Annotated in this window: 19 protein-coding genes; 4 read left to right on the top strand and 15 right to left on the bottom strand. The window is 66.5% G+C overall.

Features of this window, described 5'->3' with window-relative positions; all coding sequences use genetic code 11:
- Positions 1–154 precede the first annotated feature (154 nt).
- The 3 genes from QRM89_RS13225 to cydB all read left to right on the top strand — a co-directional run bounded on the left by QRM89_RS13225 (position 155) and on the right by cydB (position 4,316).
- The gene (locus QRM89_RS13225) at positions 155–1,540 is read left to right on the top strand and encodes an amino acid permease (RefSeq protein WP_042598072.1); all 1,386 of its coding nucleotides are present in this window, start codon (positions 155–157) and stop codon (positions 1,538–1,540) included.
- Between the two features lie 362 nt (positions 1,541–1,902).
- Positions 1,903–3,300 (top strand): cytochrome ubiquinol oxidase subunit I, encoded by a 1,398-nt coding sequence (locus tag QRM89_RS13220; RefSeq protein WP_115006134.1) that lies wholly within the window; start codon positions 1,903–1,905, stop codon positions 3,298–3,300.
- Positions 3,300–4,316, top strand: a complete 1,017-nt coding sequence (gene cydB / locus QRM89_RS13215; RefSeq protein ID WP_011269599.1) for a cytochrome d ubiquinol oxidase subunit II — start codon at positions 3,300–3,302, stop codon at positions 4,314–4,316. The genes QRM89_RS13220 and cydB overlap by 1 nt, the downstream gene beginning before the upstream one ends.
- A 268-nt stretch (positions 4,317–4,584) precedes the next feature.
- Here cydB and QRM89_RS13210 read toward each other — a convergent pair whose 3' ends face one another.
- The 15 genes from QRM89_RS13210 to QRM89_RS13140 form a co-directional block, all read right to left on the bottom strand.
- On the bottom strand, positions 4,585–5,379 hold the full coding sequence (locus QRM89_RS13210; protein WP_285448210.1) for a prolyl oligopeptidase family serine peptidase: 795 nt from the start codon (positions 5,377–5,379) through the stop codon (positions 4,585–4,587).
- A gap of 98 nt (positions 5,380–5,477) precedes the next feature.
- The gene (mgtE, locus tag QRM89_RS13205; protein ID WP_011037936.1) at positions 5,478–6,839 is read right to left on the bottom strand and encodes a magnesium transporter; all 1,362 of its coding nucleotides are present in this window, start codon (positions 6,837–6,839) and stop codon (positions 5,478–5,480) included.
- Positions 6,840–6,982: 143 nt separating this feature from the next.
- Complete coding sequence (ptsP, locus tag QRM89_RS13200) at positions 6,983–8,713, bottom strand: phosphoenolpyruvate--protein phosphotransferase (RefSeq protein WP_019237442.1); 1,731 nt, start codon at positions 8,711–8,713, stop codon at positions 6,983–6,985.
- A gap of 58 nt (positions 8,714–8,771) precedes the next feature.
- Positions 8,772–9,041 carry an HPr family phosphocarrier protein gene (locus QRM89_RS13195; RefSeq protein ID WP_011037934.1) on the bottom strand — a complete coding sequence of 90 codons (270 nt, stop codon included), beginning with the start codon at positions 9,039–9,041 and terminating at the stop codon, positions 8,772–8,774.
- Complete coding sequence (locus QRM89_RS13190) at positions 9,034–9,426, bottom strand: hypothetical protein (protein WP_011037933.1); 393 nt, start codon at positions 9,424–9,426, stop codon at positions 9,034–9,036. The genes QRM89_RS13195 and QRM89_RS13190 overlap by 8 nt, the downstream gene beginning before the upstream one ends.
- A 500-nt stretch (positions 9,427–9,926) precedes the next feature.
- Positions 9,927–10,799 (bottom strand): RNase adapter RapZ, encoded by an 873-nt coding sequence (gene rapZ, locus QRM89_RS13185; protein ID WP_014508477.1) that lies wholly within the window; start codon positions 10,797–10,799, stop codon positions 9,927–9,929.
- Positions 10,796–11,746 (bottom strand): HPr(Ser) kinase/phosphatase, encoded by a 951-nt coding sequence (hprK, locus tag QRM89_RS13180; RefSeq protein ID WP_016904610.1) that lies wholly within the window; start codon positions 11,744–11,746, stop codon positions 10,796–10,798. The genes rapZ and hprK overlap by 4 nt, the downstream gene beginning before the upstream one ends.
- Positions 11,743–12,201 (bottom strand): PTS sugar transporter subunit IIA, encoded by a 459-nt coding sequence (locus tag QRM89_RS13175; RefSeq protein WP_011037931.1) that lies wholly within the window; start codon positions 12,199–12,201, stop codon positions 11,743–11,745. The genes hprK and QRM89_RS13175 overlap by 4 nt, the downstream gene beginning before the upstream one ends.
- A gap of 21 nt (positions 12,202–12,222) precedes the next feature.
- Positions 12,223–12,540 carry a ribosome-associated translation inhibitor RaiA gene (gene raiA / locus QRM89_RS13170; protein WP_011037930.1) on the bottom strand — a complete coding sequence of 106 codons (318 nt, stop codon included), beginning with the start codon at positions 12,538–12,540 and terminating at the stop codon, positions 12,223–12,225.
- An 87-nt stretch (positions 12,541–12,627) separates the two neighbouring features.
- Positions 12,628–14,064 (bottom strand): RNA polymerase factor sigma-54, encoded by a 1,437-nt coding sequence (locus QRM89_RS13165; protein WP_115540718.1) that lies wholly within the window; start codon positions 14,062–14,064, stop codon positions 12,628–12,630.
- 39 nt (positions 14,065–14,103) lie between these two features.
- Positions 14,104–14,823, bottom strand: a complete 720-nt coding sequence (gene lptB / locus QRM89_RS13160) for an LPS export ABC transporter ATP-binding protein (protein ID WP_011037928.1) — start codon at positions 14,821–14,823, stop codon at positions 14,104–14,106.
- Positions 14,823–15,359, bottom strand: coding sequence for a lipopolysaccharide transport periplasmic protein LptA (gene lptA, locus QRM89_RS13155; protein ID WP_011037927.1), 537 nt, complete (start codon positions 15,357–15,359; stop codon positions 14,823–14,825). Before lptA ends, lptB begins: the two co-directional genes overlap by 1 nt.
- Positions 15,337–15,912, bottom strand: a complete 576-nt coding sequence (gene lptC / locus QRM89_RS13150; RefSeq protein ID WP_014508474.1) for an LPS export ABC transporter periplasmic protein LptC — start codon at positions 15,910–15,912, stop codon at positions 15,337–15,339. Before lptC ends, lptA begins: the two co-directional genes overlap by 23 nt.
- Positions 15,909–16,457 (bottom strand): HAD hydrolase family protein, encoded by a 549-nt coding sequence (locus tag QRM89_RS13145; RefSeq protein ID WP_075285485.1) that lies wholly within the window; start codon positions 16,455–16,457, stop codon positions 15,909–15,911. Before QRM89_RS13145 ends, lptC begins: the two co-directional genes overlap by 4 nt.
- A gap of 48 nt (positions 16,458–16,505) precedes the next feature.
- On the bottom strand, positions 16,506–17,507 hold the full coding sequence (locus tag QRM89_RS13140; RefSeq protein ID WP_075285486.1) for a KpsF/GutQ family sugar-phosphate isomerase: 1,002 nt from the start codon (positions 17,505–17,507) through the stop codon (positions 16,506–16,508).
- Positions 17,508–17,560: 53 nt separating this feature from the next.
- On the opposite strand from QRM89_RS13140, the gene QRM89_RS13135 reads away from it, so the two are divergent.
- A complete protein-coding gene (locus QRM89_RS13135) occupies positions 17,561–17,788 on the top strand; it encodes a BolA/IbaG family iron-sulfur metabolism protein (protein WP_011037923.1) in 228 nt (75 codons plus the stop codon).
- Positions 17,789–17,835 lie beyond the last annotated feature (47 nt).

Below are 17,835 nucleotides of genomic sequence, written 5' to 3'. Positions count from 1 at the left end.
GTACGCGGGGCCTGCACGTGCGTGGCCGCCGTTGCACCGCGCACGCCGCGACAGGGCTCGCGACCGGAGTGCGGTGGCGGTGCCGCCGTCAAGAGGCGCGGCGGAGCCCGCGACGCGGTATCGTGTCGCGTTCCCGTCATCGTCGATCCTGTCCATGCCGCTTCCGACCGATCCTGTTGCTGAGACTGCTTCGTCCGCTGCGCCTGCGCTGCGTCATGCGCTCAAACCCCGGCAATTGATGATGATGGGCCTGGGCACGGCGATCGGCGCAGGCTTGTTCCTGGGCTCGGGGGTCGGCATCCACGCGGCCGGCCCGGCCGTGCTGGTGTCCTATCTGATCGCCGGCGCGCTGGTGATCATCGTGATGAACGCGCTCGGTGAAATGGCTGCGGCCAAGCCGGCCAGCGGCGCGTTTTCGGTCTACGCGGCCGATGCCATGGGGCCGACCGCCGGCGCCACCGTCGGCTGGTTATGGTGGCTGCAGATCGTGGTGGTGATCGCCGCCGAGGCGGTGGGCGCAGCAAGCCTGCTGGCCACGGTGTGGCCGGACTTGCCGGTGCCGATGCTGGCGTCGGTATTCATGGCCACCTTCACCGTGATCAATCTGCTGGGCGTGCGCAATTTCGGCGAGTTCGAATTCTGGTTCGCCATCCTCAAGGTGGTGGCGATCCTGATCTTCCTGATGATTGGCGGTGCATTGCTGGCGGGTCTGCTGCCGGGTGTGGCATCGCCGGGGCTCTCCAATTTCACCCAGCACGGTGGATTCGCGCCCAAGGGCCTGGCCGGCATCGGCACCGCATTGCTGGTGGTGGTGTTCGCCTTCGGCGGTACCGAGATCGTGGCGGTGGCGGCAGCTGAAACCGCCGACCCCGGGCGCAGCCTGGCGCGCACCATCCGCACGGTGGCCTGGCGCATCCTGGTGTTCTATATCGGCTCGATCAGCGTCATCGTCGCGGTGGTGCCGTGGACCAGTGATGCACTGAGTTCGCCGTTTGCCGCAGTGCTGGAAGTGGCGCGCATTCCTGGTGCGGCAACCGGCATCACGCTGGTGGCGGTGGTGGCGCTGTTGTCGGCGCTCAATGCCAATCTCTATGGTGCCTCGCGCATGATCTTCTCGCTGGCGCAGCGCGGTGAAGCGCCGCGTTGGCTGGGCAACACCAGCCGCCAGCAGGTGCCGCTGGTGGCGGTGATCGCCAGCGTGTTGTTCGGCTTTGCCGCCGCGGTGCTGGAGTTGCTGTATCCCGGCAAGGTGCTGCCGATGCTGCTGAATATCGTCGGTGCCACCTGTTTGCTGGTGTGGACGATCTCGTTGCTGTCGCAGCTGATCCTGCGTGCACGCGCCGACCGCGCCGGCATCGCCTTGCCGTTCCGCATGCGTGGCTACCCGGTGCTGACGCTGCTGGCGTTGGCGATCCTGGCGGTGATCTTCGTGCTGCTGGCATTTTCGGCCGACACCCGCGCACAGTTCCTGTCGATGGTGGGGCTCACCGCCGGCATCGCGCTGGTCAGCGAGCTGGCGCGGCGGATGCGCAAGCGCTAAACCGTATTGGCTGACAGGCGGCGCCCACGTGCGCCGCTAGCAGCAGCGTGGCGAACGGCGCTCACGTGGCCGTATGCTTTGGCAGCCGATGGCAGGCGCGTGATATCTGCGCGATAGCGCGATGCTGCGCGTTCGCAGTCGCCCGTTACGGCGCTGCAACGCAGCCAGATGCCTTGATTCAACGCAATTGCGACGCGACACGTTGACGCAGTGCGACGCCGTGTCGCATCGGGAACGGGCGCACGCGTCCCTATCATGATCCTGTCGCACGAAGGATCTGCTCGCACATCACAGGGATTCCTCGGCGATCGATCCGCAGCCTGCGCGCTGGCGGTCATCCCCACTTTCCTGGAGCTTTCTCCATGGACGCCCTGCTGTTGTCACGGATCCAGTTCGGGTTCGTCATCGCGTTCCACGTGTTGTTTCCCGCGTTCACCATCGGCTTGTCCAGCCTGTTGGCATTTCTGGAATGGCGCTGGTTGCGCACCCGCCTGCCGGTCTGGCGCGAGCTGTATTTCTTCTGGCAGAAGATCTTCGCCGTGTCCTTCGGCATGGGCGTGGTCAGCGGCATCGTCATGGCCTTCCAGTTCGGTGCGAACTGGCCGGAGCTCAGCCGCATTGCCGGCAGCGTGATCGGTCCGTTGCTCAGCTATGAAGTGCTCACCGCGTTCTTTCTGGAAGCCAGCTTCCTGGGCGTGATGATGTTCGGCTGGGGCCGGATTTCCGAGCGCCTGCATTTCTTCGCCACCTGCATGGTCGCGCTGGGCACGCTGTTCTCCACGTTCTGGATCCTGTCGTCCAACAGCTGGCTGCAGACGCCGGCCGGCTACGAGGTCGTCAACGGCATCGTGCATCCGGTGGACTGGCTGAAGATCATTTTCAACCCGTCGTTCCCGTACCGTTTGGCGCACATGGCGCTGGGCTCGTTCATCACTACCTGCTTCGTGGTGGGCGCGGTGGGTGCGTGGTATCTGCATCGTGGCGTGCACCGCGAGGCAGGCCTGCGCATGCTCAAGCTGGCGGTGGCGTTTTCGGCGATCACCGTGCCGCTGCAGATCTTTGTTGGCGACATGCATGGCTTGAACACGCTCGAGCACCAGCCGATGAAGATCGCCGCGGTGGAAGCGCACTGGCACGACGAAGCGCCGGGGGAGGGCTTCCCACTGGTGGTGTTCGCGGTGCCCAACGCGGCGAAAGAGCGCAACGATTACGAGATCGCCATTCCGCGGCTGGGCAGTCTGATCCTCACCCATCGCCTGGATGGCCGCATCGCGCCGCTGACCACGGTGCCGGCCGCCGATCGTCCGCCCGTGCTGCCGGTGTTCTTCGCGTTCCGCATCATGGTCGGGCTGGGCAGCTTGATGCTGGTGGTGGCCTGGGTGTCGGCGTTTGCCTGGTGGCGCGGCAAGCTGGTGCAGTGGCGCTGGTTGCTGGCCACCTGGCGCTGGATGCTGCCGAGCGGCTTCATCGCGCTGGTGTCGGGCTGGTTCGTGACCGAGATGGGCCGGCAGCCGTACGTGGTGTATGGGTTGCTGCGTACCGCCGATGCGGTGGGCCCGCAGTCGACGTTGATGACCGCCATCTCGCTGGCGGTGTATGTGGCCGGCTACGCCTTCGTGTTCGGCTGGGGCATCTGGTACCTGGTCAAGATCGGCAAGCTCGGGCCCACCCCGCACGATGCGCCGCAACTGGATCACGGCGAACACACGCCCGCACGGCCGCTGTCGGCCGCCGACGAACCGATCGATGGAGCTGCCTGATGGACATGACGACCTTCCTGCCGGTGGCGTGGTTCGCGGTGATCGGTTTCGGCGTGTTGATGTACGTGGTGCTGGATGGCTTCGTGCTCGGCATCGGCATCCTGGCGCCGTTTCGCAAGGACGAAGCGCAGCTGGACCTGATGATGAACACCGCCGCGCCGATCTGGGACGGCAACGAAACCTGGCTGGTGCTGGGCGGGGCAGGGCTGCTCGCCGCGTTTCCCAAGGCGTATGCGGTGATCCTGTCGGCGCTGTATCTGCCGGTGCTGCTGATGGTGATGGCGCTGGTGTTTCGCGGGGTGGCGTTTGAATTCCGCTTCAAGGCGCATCGCTCGCGGCGGCTGTGGAGCAATGCGTTTGCCGCCGGTTCGATCCTGGCGACCTTTGCGCAGGGCGTGATCCTGGGTGCGTTGGTGCAGGGCTTGCCGATCGAGAACGACCGGTACGTCGGCGGCATCTGGGGCTGGTTCAGCCCGTTCGCGATGCTCACCGGCGCGGCATTGGTGGCCGGCTATGCACTGCTCGGCAGCACCTGGCTGATCCTCAAGACCGACGGCCACGTGCAGCAACTGGCGCGCCAGCTATCGCGGCCACTCGCGTTGACGGTGCTGGTGTTCATCGGCTTGGTCAGTGCGTGGCTGCCGTCGCTGCAATCGCACGTGATGGAGCGCTGGTTCGAAGGCGCGCACTACCTGTGGCTGATGCCGATCCCGGTGCTTGTGGCGGTGGTGGGCGTGGCGTTGTGGCGCGCCACCGACGCCGGCCAGCCGGACACGCCGCCGTTCCTGCTGGCGATGGCCTTGTTCGTGCTCGGCTTCCTCGGGCTGGTGCTGGGCATGTGGCCCTACCTGGTGCCGCCGGTCTATACGATCTGGCAGGCCGCCGCGCCGCCGTCTTCGCAGCTGTTTGCGCTGGTCGGCCTGGTGCTGCTGCTCCCGCTGATCCTGGGCTACACGGTGTGGTCGTACCGCGTGTTCCGCGGCAAGATCACCGCCGAGACTGGCTATCACCACTGAAGGCTGCGGGCGTACGCAGCGTAGCGCGCCGTGTGCGCGTAGCGCGCTGCGAGCACGAACAGCGACGGCAGGGCTGCGAGCCTGCCAGGGCAGGGCGGTTGCATGCAGCGCTAAAGCGCCACAACGGCCTTGCCGCTGTGGTGACCAGTGGGCCGCAGCGCGATCTGCCGCTCTACAACCGCAGGTGCAGCCAGGGCAGCAAGACCACGCAGAAATGCCGGCCTCGCCGCTGCGCCATCGTTCGCCAGGGCGAGGTCTTCCCAGCCAGCTAGCGCAGGCGCTGCTTGAACATCCAGTCCCACATCGCCGGATCGGCGTAGGTGGCGTCCCAGGCGTTGTGGTTGCCGTTGGGGTATTCGCTGTAACGCACATTGGCGCCCACGCCCTTGGCGGCGCGGTACAACGCGCGGTCGTCGTGCGGCGGGACCGCCTCGTCCTTGGCGCCATGGAACATCCAGATCGGCACGTGCTTCAGGCGCGTGACGGCCGCGGTGTACGGGTCGGCTTCTTGCGCCACCAGGCTCACGTACAAGGTGCGGCGCTCATCGCGCGGGGCCTTGAGCGCGCCGCAGATCGGCACGATGGCGGCAAAACGCTGCGGCTGCATCAGGCCGATTTCCCAGGCGCCATAGCCGCCCATCGAAATGCCGGTGAGGTAGGTGCGCTGCGGGTCGGCGGAAAATTCAGCAGTGGTGGCATCCAGCGCGGCAATCGCCATGCGCGCATTGATCCCCAGCCATTCCTCGTCGTCCGGCACCTGCGGCAACACCACCAGCGCGGGAAAGTCGGCGGTGTGTTCGCTCAGGTAGGGGCCAACGCCCACCTCGGCCTGGTTACGGCCATTGTCGCCACGCTCGCCCGAGCCATGCAGGAACAGCACGATCGGCCGCGGCTGCGGCGACGTGCCCACCGGCACGAACACCTGGTACTGATAGTGCCGGCCTTCGATCTCCAGCGAGCGCGTCACGAAGTGACCGCGGCGGGTGTCCTGGTGCCGGTCAACCAAGCTGGAACAGCCGGCCAGCAGCAGCGCGAGCACCACCAGCAAAAGACAACGACGCATCACGCAGCACTCCCTGGCAAAGACAGGCCTGCAGTATCGCCGCCAACGCGTGTTGCGGCATGTCGCGTTGCGGCGAGGGCGCGGCGCGCGTCATTGGCTCAGCGCAACAGGATCAAGGTGGCCAGGCCGAGGAAGCTCAAAAAGCCCATCACATCGGTCAGCGTGGTCAGGATCACGCCGCCCGCCAGCGCAGGGTCGAAGCCCAGCCGCTTCAGCGTCACCGGCACCAGCACGCCGCCAAACGCGGCGGTGAGCATGTTCAAGGTCAATGCGGTGCCGATCACCAGCGACAGCATCGGTTGGCGGAACCACACCAGCACAATCACGCCCAGCCCGATGCCCAGCACCATGCCGTTGATCAGCGCCACGGTCAGTTCCTTCTTGAGCAAGGTCATCACGTTGGACGAGCCGATCTGCCCCAGCGCCAGGCCGCGCACCATCAGTGCCAGCACCTGGGTACCGGCATTGCCGCCCATGCCGGCCACGATCGGCATCAACGCCGCCAGCGCGACCAGTTTTTCGATGGTGCCTTCGAACTGGCTGACCACGCTGGAGGCCAGGAACGCGGTGCACAGGTTGATGCCCAGCCAGATCAGGCGGCGGCGGAACGCGCGCCGCGCCGGGCTGAACATGTCCTCGTCCTCGTCCAGACCGGCGGCGCTCAACGCCTGGTGCTCGGCCTGCTCGCGGATGATGTCGACCACGTCATCGATGGTGATGCGGCCGAGCAGGATGTTGTTGTCGTCCACCACCGGAGCGGAGATCCAGTCGTGGTCGGAGAAGCGGCGCGCCACTTCGTCCGACCCATCGCCGACATCGATCGCCGGCTGCTCGTCGTCGATCAGCCGATTGACCGGCGTGCTGTCTTCATGGGTGACCAGCGCCGCCAATGGCACCCGGCCCAGATACTGGTGGCGCCGGCTCACCACGTACAGGTGATCGGTGTGGTCGGGCAGCTCGCCGCGCAGGCGCAGGTAGCGCAGCACCACGTCCACGTTGACGTCGGCGCGCACCGTCACCACGTCCGGGTTCATCAGGCGCCCGGCGGTGTCTTCCGGATACGAAAGCACCTGCTCCAGCCGCTCGCGGTTCTCGCGGTCCATCGACTTGAGCACTTCGTCGATGACGGTATCGGGCAGGTCCTCGACCAGGTTGGCCAGGTCGTCGATGTCCAGGTCTTCGACCGCGGCGACGATTTCGTCCGGGTCCATGTCGGCGAGCAGGCTCTCGCGTACTTCATCGCCCACATGCAGCAGCACCTCGCCATCGTCTTCCGGGTCGACCAGCCCCCACACCACCTCGCGCTTGCCCGGCGGCAGTGATTCCAGCAGGTTGCCGATCTCCGCCGGCGCCAACGTATTGACCAACCGGCGCACCGGCCCGAGACGCCCGCTGTCCAGCGCGTCGGACAGCAGGCGTAGCTGGCGCGCGGTCTTGTCGTGGCGGACGGCTTCGGCCATGCGCGGCTCCCTGGTGGAGTGAACGCGTCTCTTCGGAGGCCGCGGTGCTGGATCAGCAGGGCATTATCGCTTGCGCACGGTGACGAAACATACAGTGCATGTGCAGCGGTGCCCGCGCGCGGTGGGCGTGGGTGTGGCGCAACTCAGTGCAGCAGGCCTTGCGCCACGCTTGCCAGCCATTTTTCGATGCCCTTGCGGTCGCGCGCGCGCAGCAGTTTTTCGCCATGCACGCGCAACTGGCCCAGATGCAGATCGCGCACCGCGCGGCGTACCTCCAGCAAGGTGGCCGGATGCAGGCTGAACTCGGTGAGGCCCAACGACAGCAGCATCGCGACGAAGCGCGGGTCGCCGGCGATTTCGCCACACACGGCCACCGGCTTGTTGTGCGCCCGCCCGGTGGCGATGACCTGCGCGATCAATCGCAGCACCGCCGGATGCAACGGCGAATACAGCTCGCCCAGCGCCTCGTTGTTGCGGTCCACCGCCAGCAGGTATTGCACCAGGTCGTTGGTGCCGATCGACAAAAAGTCGATATCGTCGATGAAGCAGTCCAGCGCCAATGCCGCCGCCGGTACCTCGATCATCGCGCCGAGCGGAATGTGCTCGGCAATCTCGTGGCCTTCGTCGCGCAGCTGCGCGGTGAGCTTTTTCAGCTGTTTGCGCACCAACAGGATTTCCTCGCGCCCGCTGACCATCGGCACCAGAATGCGCACCGGGCCGTAGCCGGACGCGCGCAGGATCGCGCGCAGCTGTGCCTGGGCCACCGCCGGCCGGGCAAGCGACAGGCGCACCCCGCGCAGGCCCAGCGCCGGGTTGTCCTCATCGCTCAGGGTGAGCCCGGTGCGGTCGGCCTTGTCCGCGCCCAGATCCAGCGTACGGATCGTCACCGGCCGGCCGCTCATGCCCAGCACGGTGTCGCGGTAAGTGTGGAACTGCTCGTCTTCGTCCGGCAGCTCGTTGCGCTGCAGGAACAGGAATTCGGTGCGGTACAGCCCCAGCCCGCTCGCGCCCAGCGCATGCGCCTTGGCCACGTCTTCCAGCGACTCGGCATTGGCCAGCAGGGTGATGTCGACGTTGTCGCGCGTGCGGGTCGGCTTGGAGCGCAACCGGCCCAGTTCGCGTTGTTCCTTGGCCAGCGTGCGCAGCCGCTCGCGGTAGTCGCGCAGATGCTCGGGCGTGGGGTCGACGATGACCTGGCCGGAGCCGGCATCGACGATCAGCACGTCGCCATCGTTGACCCGCTGCACCGCGTCGGCCACGCCAACCACCAAGGGCAGGTGCAAGCTGCGCGCCAGGATCGCGCTATGCGAGAGCGCACTGCCGGCGGTGGTGACGATGCCGACCACGCCTTGCGCCTGCAGCTGCGCCAGCTCCGACGGAGCCACGTTGTCGCACACCAGGATCTCGCCGGCCACGCCCTTGAGATCGGGCGCGCGCTTGTGCAAAAACGCATGGATGCGGCCGATCACATGGTCCAGATCGTCCATGCGGCTGCGCAGGTAGGCATCTTCCATGCCGTCGAACACGGCCGCTAAGCGATCGCGTTGCACACGCAGCGCGTAATCGGCGCTGTAGCGGTGGGTGCGGATCAAATCGTCTAGCCCCTGCAGCAGTTCCGGGTCGTCCAGTAACAGCGCGTGCAGTTCGAGGAATTCGCCCACTTCGCGGGCCAGCGCGCCATGCAGGCGGTCGCGCAGTTGCTGCATCTCGGTGCGTGCGGCGGCAATGGCCGCATGCAGACGCTGCAGCTGCGTTTCGACCTGGTTGGCCGGCACGCGTTGCTCGGCCACCTCCAGCGTGTGGCTCTGGCGGACGCGGGCGCGCCCCAATGCGTTACCGCGCGAGGCGGCATGTCCGCGCAAGCGCAGACTCATGCGCGGCCTTGGCGCAGCCGCGCCGTGTCGGTCAGCACGGCACCGACGCAGCGCATGCTCAGCTGTCCTCGTCGAAGCGGCGCTCGAACAGGTCCACCAACGCCTGCAGCGCCTCGGCCTCGTCTTCGCCATCCAGGCGCACCATCACGCTGGTGCCCTGGCCAGCAGCCAGCAGCATCACGCCCATGATGCTCTTGGCATTCACTTCGCGGCCCTTGGCCGCCAGCGTGGCGTTGGCGCGGAAGGACGACAGCGTCTGCACCAGCTTGGCGGTTGCCCGCGCATGCAGTCCCAGCCGATTGGAAACTATGAGTTCGCGTTCAAGCATCGTCGATGATCGCTCCGTTGCGGGTACCGGCCGCCGCGGTGGCGGGCAGCTCCTGCAAACCTTGTTCGGGGTAATTCATCACCCGCAGCAGCATGGGCAGGCTGAGCGCAGACACACGGCGAACCGGGGTGCCCAGCTTGGCCAGCCGACTGGCGAGATTGCTGGGGCTGGCGCCGTACAGGTCGGTCATGACCAACACGCCGTCGCCGCTGTCGACCCGACGCATCGCTGCCGAGGCCTGGGGCAATAACGCGTCCAGGTCTGCATCGAGCGGAACCTCGAAGGATTCGGTCTTCAACGGCAAATGCCGCAACAGCCCCGTCGCCACGTCCAAGAACGCTGCGCCGATGCCGGGATGAGTAATGAGGAGAATGCCACAGGCCATGCCGAAACGTTAACAGGTCAGCATGACCACGCGATAGCGTTTGCCGGGCACCGATGTGTTGCGAAATGAATGGGCGTTTAGCCTGCTGCAATTGGGCGTGGATTGCAGGCGATGTGCGCTCCGCTGACAGCGTGACGATGTGACGTCCGTTGCGTCTGCACCGGTATCGCGGCAAGCGAGCGCTGCAGTGGATTGATCAGTGGCGATGCTCATAGCGCGCGTGACTTGGCGACGCCTTTGCCGTGTTCCCAATTCGCCATGCGTGCCGACGTATAGCGCTTGGTTCAGTGCGCTCGACAGGCACCTTCCGCGTGGAGATGGAGCAATGCAATAAGTGCGTCGGCCACGCCCTGCTCAGCGACAACAACGCCCAATCACATCAAGCGCGCACAGTAGTCGCATCAACCAAACGCAAGGTTCCCTCTCGCTGACCAGCCGCGCCGCAGACCGCATCACACCGCTTCAACGATTCCCAAATCCCGATTCCCCAATCCCGAACCTCAATCCTGCTCGCGATGAAACGTCGCCACTTCCGGCCAGCCCTGTTCGCGTGCATGGCGCGCCATGCGCTCGGCCAGATACACCGAGCGGTGCTTGCCGCCGGTGCAGCCGAACGCGATGGTGACGTAGCTGCGGGTGTCGTTGCGCAGGCGCGGCAGCCAGGTATCGAGCAGGTCCACGATCTGCGCCGAATAGCGGATCACGTCCGGCTCCTTGTCCAGGTAATCGCGCACGCCGGCATCGCGGCCGGTGAGTGGGCGCAGCTCCGGGTCCCAGTGCGGGTTGGGCAGCACACGCGCATCGAACACGAAGTCGGCCTCGGCCGGCACGCCGCGCTTGTAGGCGAAGGATTCGAACAGCAGCGACAAGCGGTCGCTATTGCCCAGCGCGAACTCGGTGACCACGCGCCGGCGCAGCTGGTGGACGTTGAGCGCGCTGGTATCGATGATGGCATCGGCCTGCGCACGCAGCGGCGCGGTCAATTCGCGCTCGCGGGTGATCGCTTCCGGCAACGCCAGGCCGAGCTGGCTGAGCGGATGGCGGCGGCGGGTATCGGCATAGCGCTTGAGCAGGGCTTCGTCGCTGGCTTCGAAAAACAGCAGGCGTGCCTCGATGCCGTATTCCTGCGCGGCCTGCCGCCACTGCGCCAGCTGGGTCAGGTCGCTGCGGCTGCGCACGTCGATGCCCACTGCCAGGCGCTGGTCGCCGAGCGGGTTGCCCCGCAGCCGGCTGCGCACAAAGTCCGGCAGCAACTCGACCGGCAGATTGTCCGAGCAGTAATAGTCGAGGTCTTCGAAGGTCTTCAGCGCCACCGACTTGCCGGACCCGGACAACCCGCTGACGATCATCAAGGTGGACGCGGCAATGCTCATGGGGTGCGTCGCTCCAGCAGGTTGCTGTGGCGGGCGATGAACATCGCCGCCGGGTCGATGCCCTTGGTGCGCAGGATGTGCAGGCGGGTAGCCGCCTCGGTCAGCACGGCCAGGTTGCGGCCGGGCATCACCGGCAGGGTGATCAGCGGCACGTCCAGATCCAGCACGTGGCGGCTGCCAGAATCACCGGTCAGGCGCTCGTAGCCGGAAGGTGTGGGCTCGGTCATCGGCCGGGTCAGGTGCACGATCAGGCGCAGGTACTTGTTCTTCTTCACCGCGGTGTCGCCGAACATGTCGCGCACGTTCAACACGCCAAGGCCGCGCACTTCCAGCAGATCCTGCAGCAGCTCGGGGCAGGTGCCGTCGAGCACGTCGGGCGCGATCTGGGTGAACTCGGGTGCGTCGTCGGCCACCAGGCGGTGCCCGCGGCTGAGCAGTTCCAGCGCCAGCTCGCTCTTGCCCGAGCCGGCCTCGCCGGTGATCAGCACGCCGATCGAATAGATCTCCATGAACACGCCATGCAGCGTGACCCGCGGCGCCAGCGTGCGCGCCAGGTGGTAGGACAGATGATTGAGCAGCTCATGGCCGCGCTTGGGCGAGATCCACAGCGGCGTATTGGATTCATCCGCCGCCGCGCGCAAGTCTTCCGGGCAGGACTGGTTCTTGCTGATCGCCAGTGCCAGCGGCTGCACCTGGATGATCTTTTCGATCGTCTCCCAGCGTTGCCGCGCATCCAGCGAATCCAGCCACGCCAACTCCTCGGTACCGAGGATCTGCACCTTGTTTGGGTAGATCACATTGAGGTAGCCGGCCAGCGAGGGGCGGCGCGCATTATTGCTGCCGGCTTCGATTTCGCGGTGCTCGCCCTTTTGCCCGGCGACCCAGCGCAGCGCCAGCTTGTCACGCTGCTGGTCGAACAGCTCACGTGCGGTGATGCTGGTATTCATGCGGCGCTCGCGTGTGGGGGCGGTACCTCGGTCAGCAGCGCCATCAGCGCTTGCGCATCGGGCGCGGCGCGCAGCTGCTGGCGAAAATGGCTGTCCGAAAAACGCTCGGCCAGTTCCGACAACAGCATTAGGTGCTGATGCGTGTAGTGCGCCGGCACCGCCATCGCAAACACCAGGTCCACGGCCTCTTCGGCGCCGAACTCCACCGGCGTCTGCAGCCGCAGCAAGGCGCCGCGTGGTTCGGTGAGGTTGGGGCAGCGCCCGTGCGGAATGGCAATGCCGTGGCCGATGGCGGTGCTGCCAAGGGCTTCGCGCTCGCACAGGTTGGCAAATAGTTCGTCGGTACCGGCCTGGCGGCAGGACAGCAGCTCGGCGGCGGTATGCAGGACGGTGTCGCGATCGGCGGCCGGCGACACCATGGTGCGCACGGCCGCCATCAGATCGGTTAAAGGCATGAGGGCATCAAGCGAGAAGCGTCATGCGGGATTGTCGCGCACCTCGCGGGCGTGGTGGTTACATTTCTTCTCTTTGTGCTTGAGCACCAGGCGGTCGAGCTTGTCGACCAGCAGGTCGATGGCGGCATACATGGTGGAACCGCTGGCATCGGCGTGCAGGGTGCGGCCGGGGAGGTTGACGGTGGCGACCACATGGTGGTCTGGCTTGCGGACGGCCAGCTGGGTTCGGACTTCACAGTGCTGGTCGAAGTGGCGCTGCAGGCGCTGCAGCTTGCTTGCCACGTAGTCCCGCAGGGCGGGGGTCACTTCAAGCTGGTGGCCATACGTCTCGATACGCATCGGATACCTCCATTGGTCGGTGGGCCAATGAACCTTTCCGGTGGTCCGGCGAACCCGGCACAGGCCGGCGTTGCGGTGGTTGCAACGTCAGGCGATGCGCACGCGTTCGTGGGAGGCGGAAATGTTCATGGCCTCACGATACTTCGCAACGGTTCGGCGCGCTACTGGTACGCCGGAAGTTTTCAACAGATCTGCCAACTTGGCGTCCGACAAGGGTTTGCGCGGGTTTTCCGCATCGATCAGGCGCCGGATCATCGCCTGGATCGCCGTGCTGGAGGCCTCGCCGCCGCTGTCGGTGTCGATGCCGGAGGCAAAGAACGAGCGCAGCGGGATGGTGCCGCGCGGCGTGCGTACGTACTTGCGGGCGATGGCGCGCGAAATCGTCGATTCGTGCAGGCCCAGCTCGCCGGCGATCTCGCGCAGGGTCAGCGGGCGCAGCGCCTGCGCGCCGAACTCCAGGAACCCGGCCTGGTGCTGCAGCAGGCAGCGCACCACCCGCAGCAGGGTTTCGCCGCGCGCCTCCAGGCTCTTGAGCAGCCAGCGCGCTTCCTGCAGTTGGCCGCGCAGGTAGCCGGCGTCGGATTCGCCGCAGCTGCGGATCAGTTGCTCGTAGCCGCGGTGGATGGTGACCTTGGGTTGCGCGCGGCCGGCCAGGGCGGCGCGCCAGACGCCACGCTGGCGCCAGATCACACAGTCCGGCACCACGTAGGTGTCCTGCGACAGCGCGCTGATCTGCTTGCCCGGGCGCGGGTCCAGCGAGCGCACCAGCTGCACGGCCTGCTCGACATCGGCGGCGGAGCGCTTGAGTTCGTGAGCCAGGCCGGCAATGCCGCTGCGCGGCAGCCGTTCCAGCGGCCCGGCCACGATCTGCAGCGCCAGCTCGCGCGCCGGCGTCGCCGGATCGAGCACCTGCAGCTGCAGCGCCAGACATTCGCCCAGCGAGCGCGCACCGATGCCCACCGGGTCGAAGCGCTGGATCTGGTGCAGCACGGTGAGCACTTCGGCCTCGTCCACGTTGCCGAGGTTGAGCGTCTCCAGAATCGCGCTGAGCGGCTCGCGCAGGTAGCCGTCTTCGTCCAGGGCATCGATCAGGATCGCGCCGATCTGGCGGTCCCTTGGCGACAGCGGTGACAGGTGCAACTGCCACAACAGGTGGTCTGCCAGGGTTTCGGACTCGGCCACGCGTTCGGCGGCGTCGCCGTTGTCGTCGTCGTCGAAGCTGCCGCCACTGCCAGTGCCGGTCCACTGCAGCTCGTCTTGCGACCAGTCGTCGTCGCGCTCGGCAGGCGCCGGCTCGTCGCGTTGGCGTTCTTCGTTGGAGGCGGAGGGCGACGGTTCGACCGGCGCCTCGCTGGCCGCATGTGCGGCTTCGTCGGCCCACTCCAGCAGTGGATTGGTCTCCACCGCTTCGGCGATTTCCACTTCCAGCTCGGTGGTGGACATCTGCAATAGTTTGATCGCCTGACGCAATTGCGGCGTCATGACCAACTGCTGTCCTAACGATGTCTGGAGCCGGGCTTTCATGCGGACACTAGCTGGATGACCTATGGCGCGGCGACGCGCTCAAAGGCGGAAGGTGTCCCCCAGATAGACGCGCCGCACGTCGGGATTGTTGAGCAAAGCGTCCGGTGCCCCCTGCGCCAGCACGCCCCCCTCGGCGAGGATATACGCGCGGTCGCAGATTCCCAAGGTCTCGCGCACGTTGTGATCGGTGATCAACACGCCGATGCCGCGTTCCTTGAGGTGAATGACGATGCGCTGGATCTCGCCGACCGAAATCGGGTCCACGCCGGCGAACGGTTCATCGAGCAGCATCATGCGCGGTTTGGCGGCCAGCGCGCGGGCAATCTCGCAACGGCGCCGCTCGCCACCGGACAGGCTGGCGCCCAGCTGGTCGGCCACATGGGTGATCTGCAGCTCTTCTAGCAGCGAGGCCAGTTCTTTCTCCTGGCCTGGCCCATCGAGGTCGTCGCGCAGTTCCAGCACCAGGCGGATGTTGTCGGCCACGCTGAGCTTGCGGAACACCGACGGCTCCTGCGGCAGGTAGCCCACGCCGAGCTTGGCGCGCGCGTACATCGGCTCGGCGGTGAGGTCGCGGCCGTCCAGTTCGATACGCCCGGCATCGGCCTCGACCAGCCCGACGATCATATAGAAGCACGTGGTCTTGCCGGCACCGTTGGGGCCCAGCAGGCCGACCACTTCGCCGGCCTCCAGGGTCAGGCCGAACTCCTTGACCACTTCGCGCTGCTTGTATTTCTTGCGCAGACCGGTGGCGACCAGCATTACTTCTTCCCCTGCGGCTTGGCCGGTGCGGGCGCCGCGGCGGGCGCGGCAGTCTTGGGCTGGATGATGGTGCGCACGCGGCTGCCGTCGCCGCCGCTCTGCATGTTGCCGGTCTTGGTGTTGTAGACCATGCGCTGACCAGCGTTGGTGCCCTTGGGCGAATCCACCTTGTAATTGCCGGTGAGGATGATGATTTCGTCGGCGACCTTGTATTCGATGTTGTCGGCCTGGCCATTCATCATCGCGCCGTCGTCCATCTCCTGCTTCAGCGTGGCCTGCTTGCCGTTGAGCACAACGCGATCGGTCTGGCCGTTCTTCTGAAAGATGTCGGCGGTGTCGGCGTGGATTTCCAGCGTGCCCTGGGTGATCACCACCTTGCCGCTGAAGCGGCACTTGCCGCTGTCATCGAGCATGTTGCAATCGTTGCTGTTGGAGTCGATCGTCATCGGCTGATTGCGATCGCTGGTCTTGGCCATCGCCAATGCGGGCAGCAGCAGTGCGGCAAACGCCAGTTTAGCGGGCAGCATTCGGTTCATAGCGGGTCTTGACCTGGGAAAGGAGCTTGTACTGGCGTGTCTTGAGATCGGCCTCGAAGCCGACCCCGCTTTGCATGATACCCGGCCGGCGCATGGTGACCGGCGCGGCGGTCTTGGCCAGGTTCTGCTGCGGAAACACGTCCAGGCTCTCGGTGCGGAAAGTGGTGGGCGGGGTATTGCCGGTGGTGGGGCTGTCGCCGGCGACGTCACCGCGCAGGCGCATTTCATCGCCCTTGGGGCTGATCCAGCCGGTCTTGGAGCGCAGCGTCCACGGGTTGTTGGCGTTGTCGGGTAGCAGGAACACCGGCGTGGTGATCTCCGAGGTCTGGTCGGCGCGGTTACGGTGCATTTCCGGCGCGCGCAGCGTCATCGACTCCTTGCCGCTCTCCTTGTCCAGGGCAATCAACTCGAAGTCGCGCAGCACGTAGTCGGCCTTGGAATCGTCCACCGCCGCAGCGACCGGACGCGCGCGCTGCTGCCAGGCCGACCAGCCGCTGATGATCGCCGCCGCCAGCAGCACGGCGCCGAGCGTGGTGCGCCAATTCCAGGTCATGCCGAGAACCTCGCGATGATGCTGTCGACCTGGCCCTGCGCGGCCAGCACCACGTCGCAGACTTCGCGCGCGGCGCCTTCGCCGCCCCGTGCGCGGGTGTGCCACTGCACGCGTTCGGCAATCCACGGGTGCGCGTTGGCGGGCGCGACCGGTAGGCCGACTGCCAGCAACGCCGGCAGGTCGGGCAGGTCATCGCCCATGAACAACACTTCGTCCAACGAGAGCCCGTGCTCCTGGCACAGCGCCAGCACTGCCAGGCGCTTGTTCTTGACCCCGATCTGCACATGCAGGCCCAGATCCTGGCCACGTTTTTCCGCCGACAGGCTGGCGCGGGCAGTGATCAGCGCCACGTGGATGCCGGCATGCTCCAGCTGCTTCAGGCCCTGGCCGTCGAGCACATTGAAGGCCTTGCTCTCGTTGCCGGCGTGGTCGTAATACAGGCGGCCGTCGGTCAGGGTGCCGTCGACGTCGAAACACGCCAGGCGCACGCGGGCGGCGCGGTCGATGAGTTCGGCAGGAAGGTCTTGCAGGGGGGAATAGGGCATCGGCACGAATCGGTGAGAACGGGGTCCGGCGGTTGAAAACTGAACCTGTTAAACCACCTTGGCGCGCAACAGGTCGTGAATGTTCAATGCGCCGACCGCGCGCTGCTGCGCATCGACCACGATCAGGCCATTGATCTTGTAGTCCTCCATCAGCCGCGCGGCCTCGGCGGCCAGCTGGTCGGCGCCGATGGTCTTGGGGTTGCGGGTCATCACCTCGGCAATGCCGGCAGTGCGCACGTCGATGTCGCTGTCCAGCGCGCGGCGCAAATCGCCGTCGGTGAACAGGCCGATCAGCCGCTCCTGCGCGTCCACCACGGCGGTCATGCCCAGGCGCTTGCGGCTCATCTCCATCAGCGCCTCGCTCAGGCTGGCGTCCTCGCGCACGCGCGGCAGCTCGTCGCCGCCATGCATCACATCGGTGATGTGCAGCAGCAGGCGGCGGCCCAGGCTGCCGGCCGGATGCGAGCGGGCGAAGTCGTCGGCGGTGAAGCCGCGCGCGTCCAGCAGGGCCACCGCCAGTGCATCGCCCATCGCCAATGAGGCGGTGGTGCTGGAGGTCGGCGCCAGGTGCAGCGGGCAGGCTTCGGCAGACACGCTGACATCCAGGTGCACGTCGGCGGCCTGCGCCAGGGTGGAGGCCGGGCGGCCGGTCATGGCGATGATCGGGTTGCCCTGGCGCTTGAGCACCGGCAGCAGCATGCGCACTTCGTCCGATTCGCCCGAATACGACAGCGCCAGCACGATGTCGGCCTCGGTGATCATGCCCAGGTCGCCATGCCCGGCCTCGCCCGGGTGCACGAAGAACGCCGGGGTGCCGGTGGAGGCCAGGGTGGCGGCGATCTTGCGCGCGATATGCCCGGATTTGCCCATGCCGGTGGCGACCACCCGCCCGCGCGAGGCCAGCACCAGCCGGCAGGCGGCGGCAAACGGCGCACCGATGCGCGCGCCTAGCGCGGCCAGGGCCGCCTGCTCGATCTCGAGCACGCGCTGCCCGCTGGCGACCAGGCTGGCGTCGCTGACGGTGGCGGAGGGCAGGTGCGAGACGGCCATGCAGGGCTCGGGTGAAGAGTAGAATGTGCGCTCATTTTATGAGGAAACGCCCTTTGGACGCCGAAACCATCCGTAAACTCATCGAATCCGGCTTGCCTGAAGCCCGCGTCGACGTGCAGGGCGAGGATGGCGTGCATTTCGAGGCGACCGTGGTCAGCCCGGCCTTTGTCGGGAAAGCGCCGCTGGCCCGCCACCGCATGGTCTACGCCACCCTGGGCGAGCTGATGGGCGGGGCGATCCACGCGCTGCAGCTCAAGACGCTGACCCCCGACGAGGCCTGAGCCTTTGGTAACACCTGGCTGGACGGGCGCCCCTGCGCGTTGACCGC

Source organism: Xanthomonas sp. LMC-A-07, from assembly GCF_030208825.1.
Classification (GTDB): domain Bacteria; phylum Pseudomonadota; class Gammaproteobacteria; order Xanthomonadales; family Xanthomonadaceae; genus Xanthomonas; species Xanthomonas campestris.
Note: the sequence above shows the minus strand (reverse complement) of the source record. Positions and strands in the feature narration are given on the sequence as shown.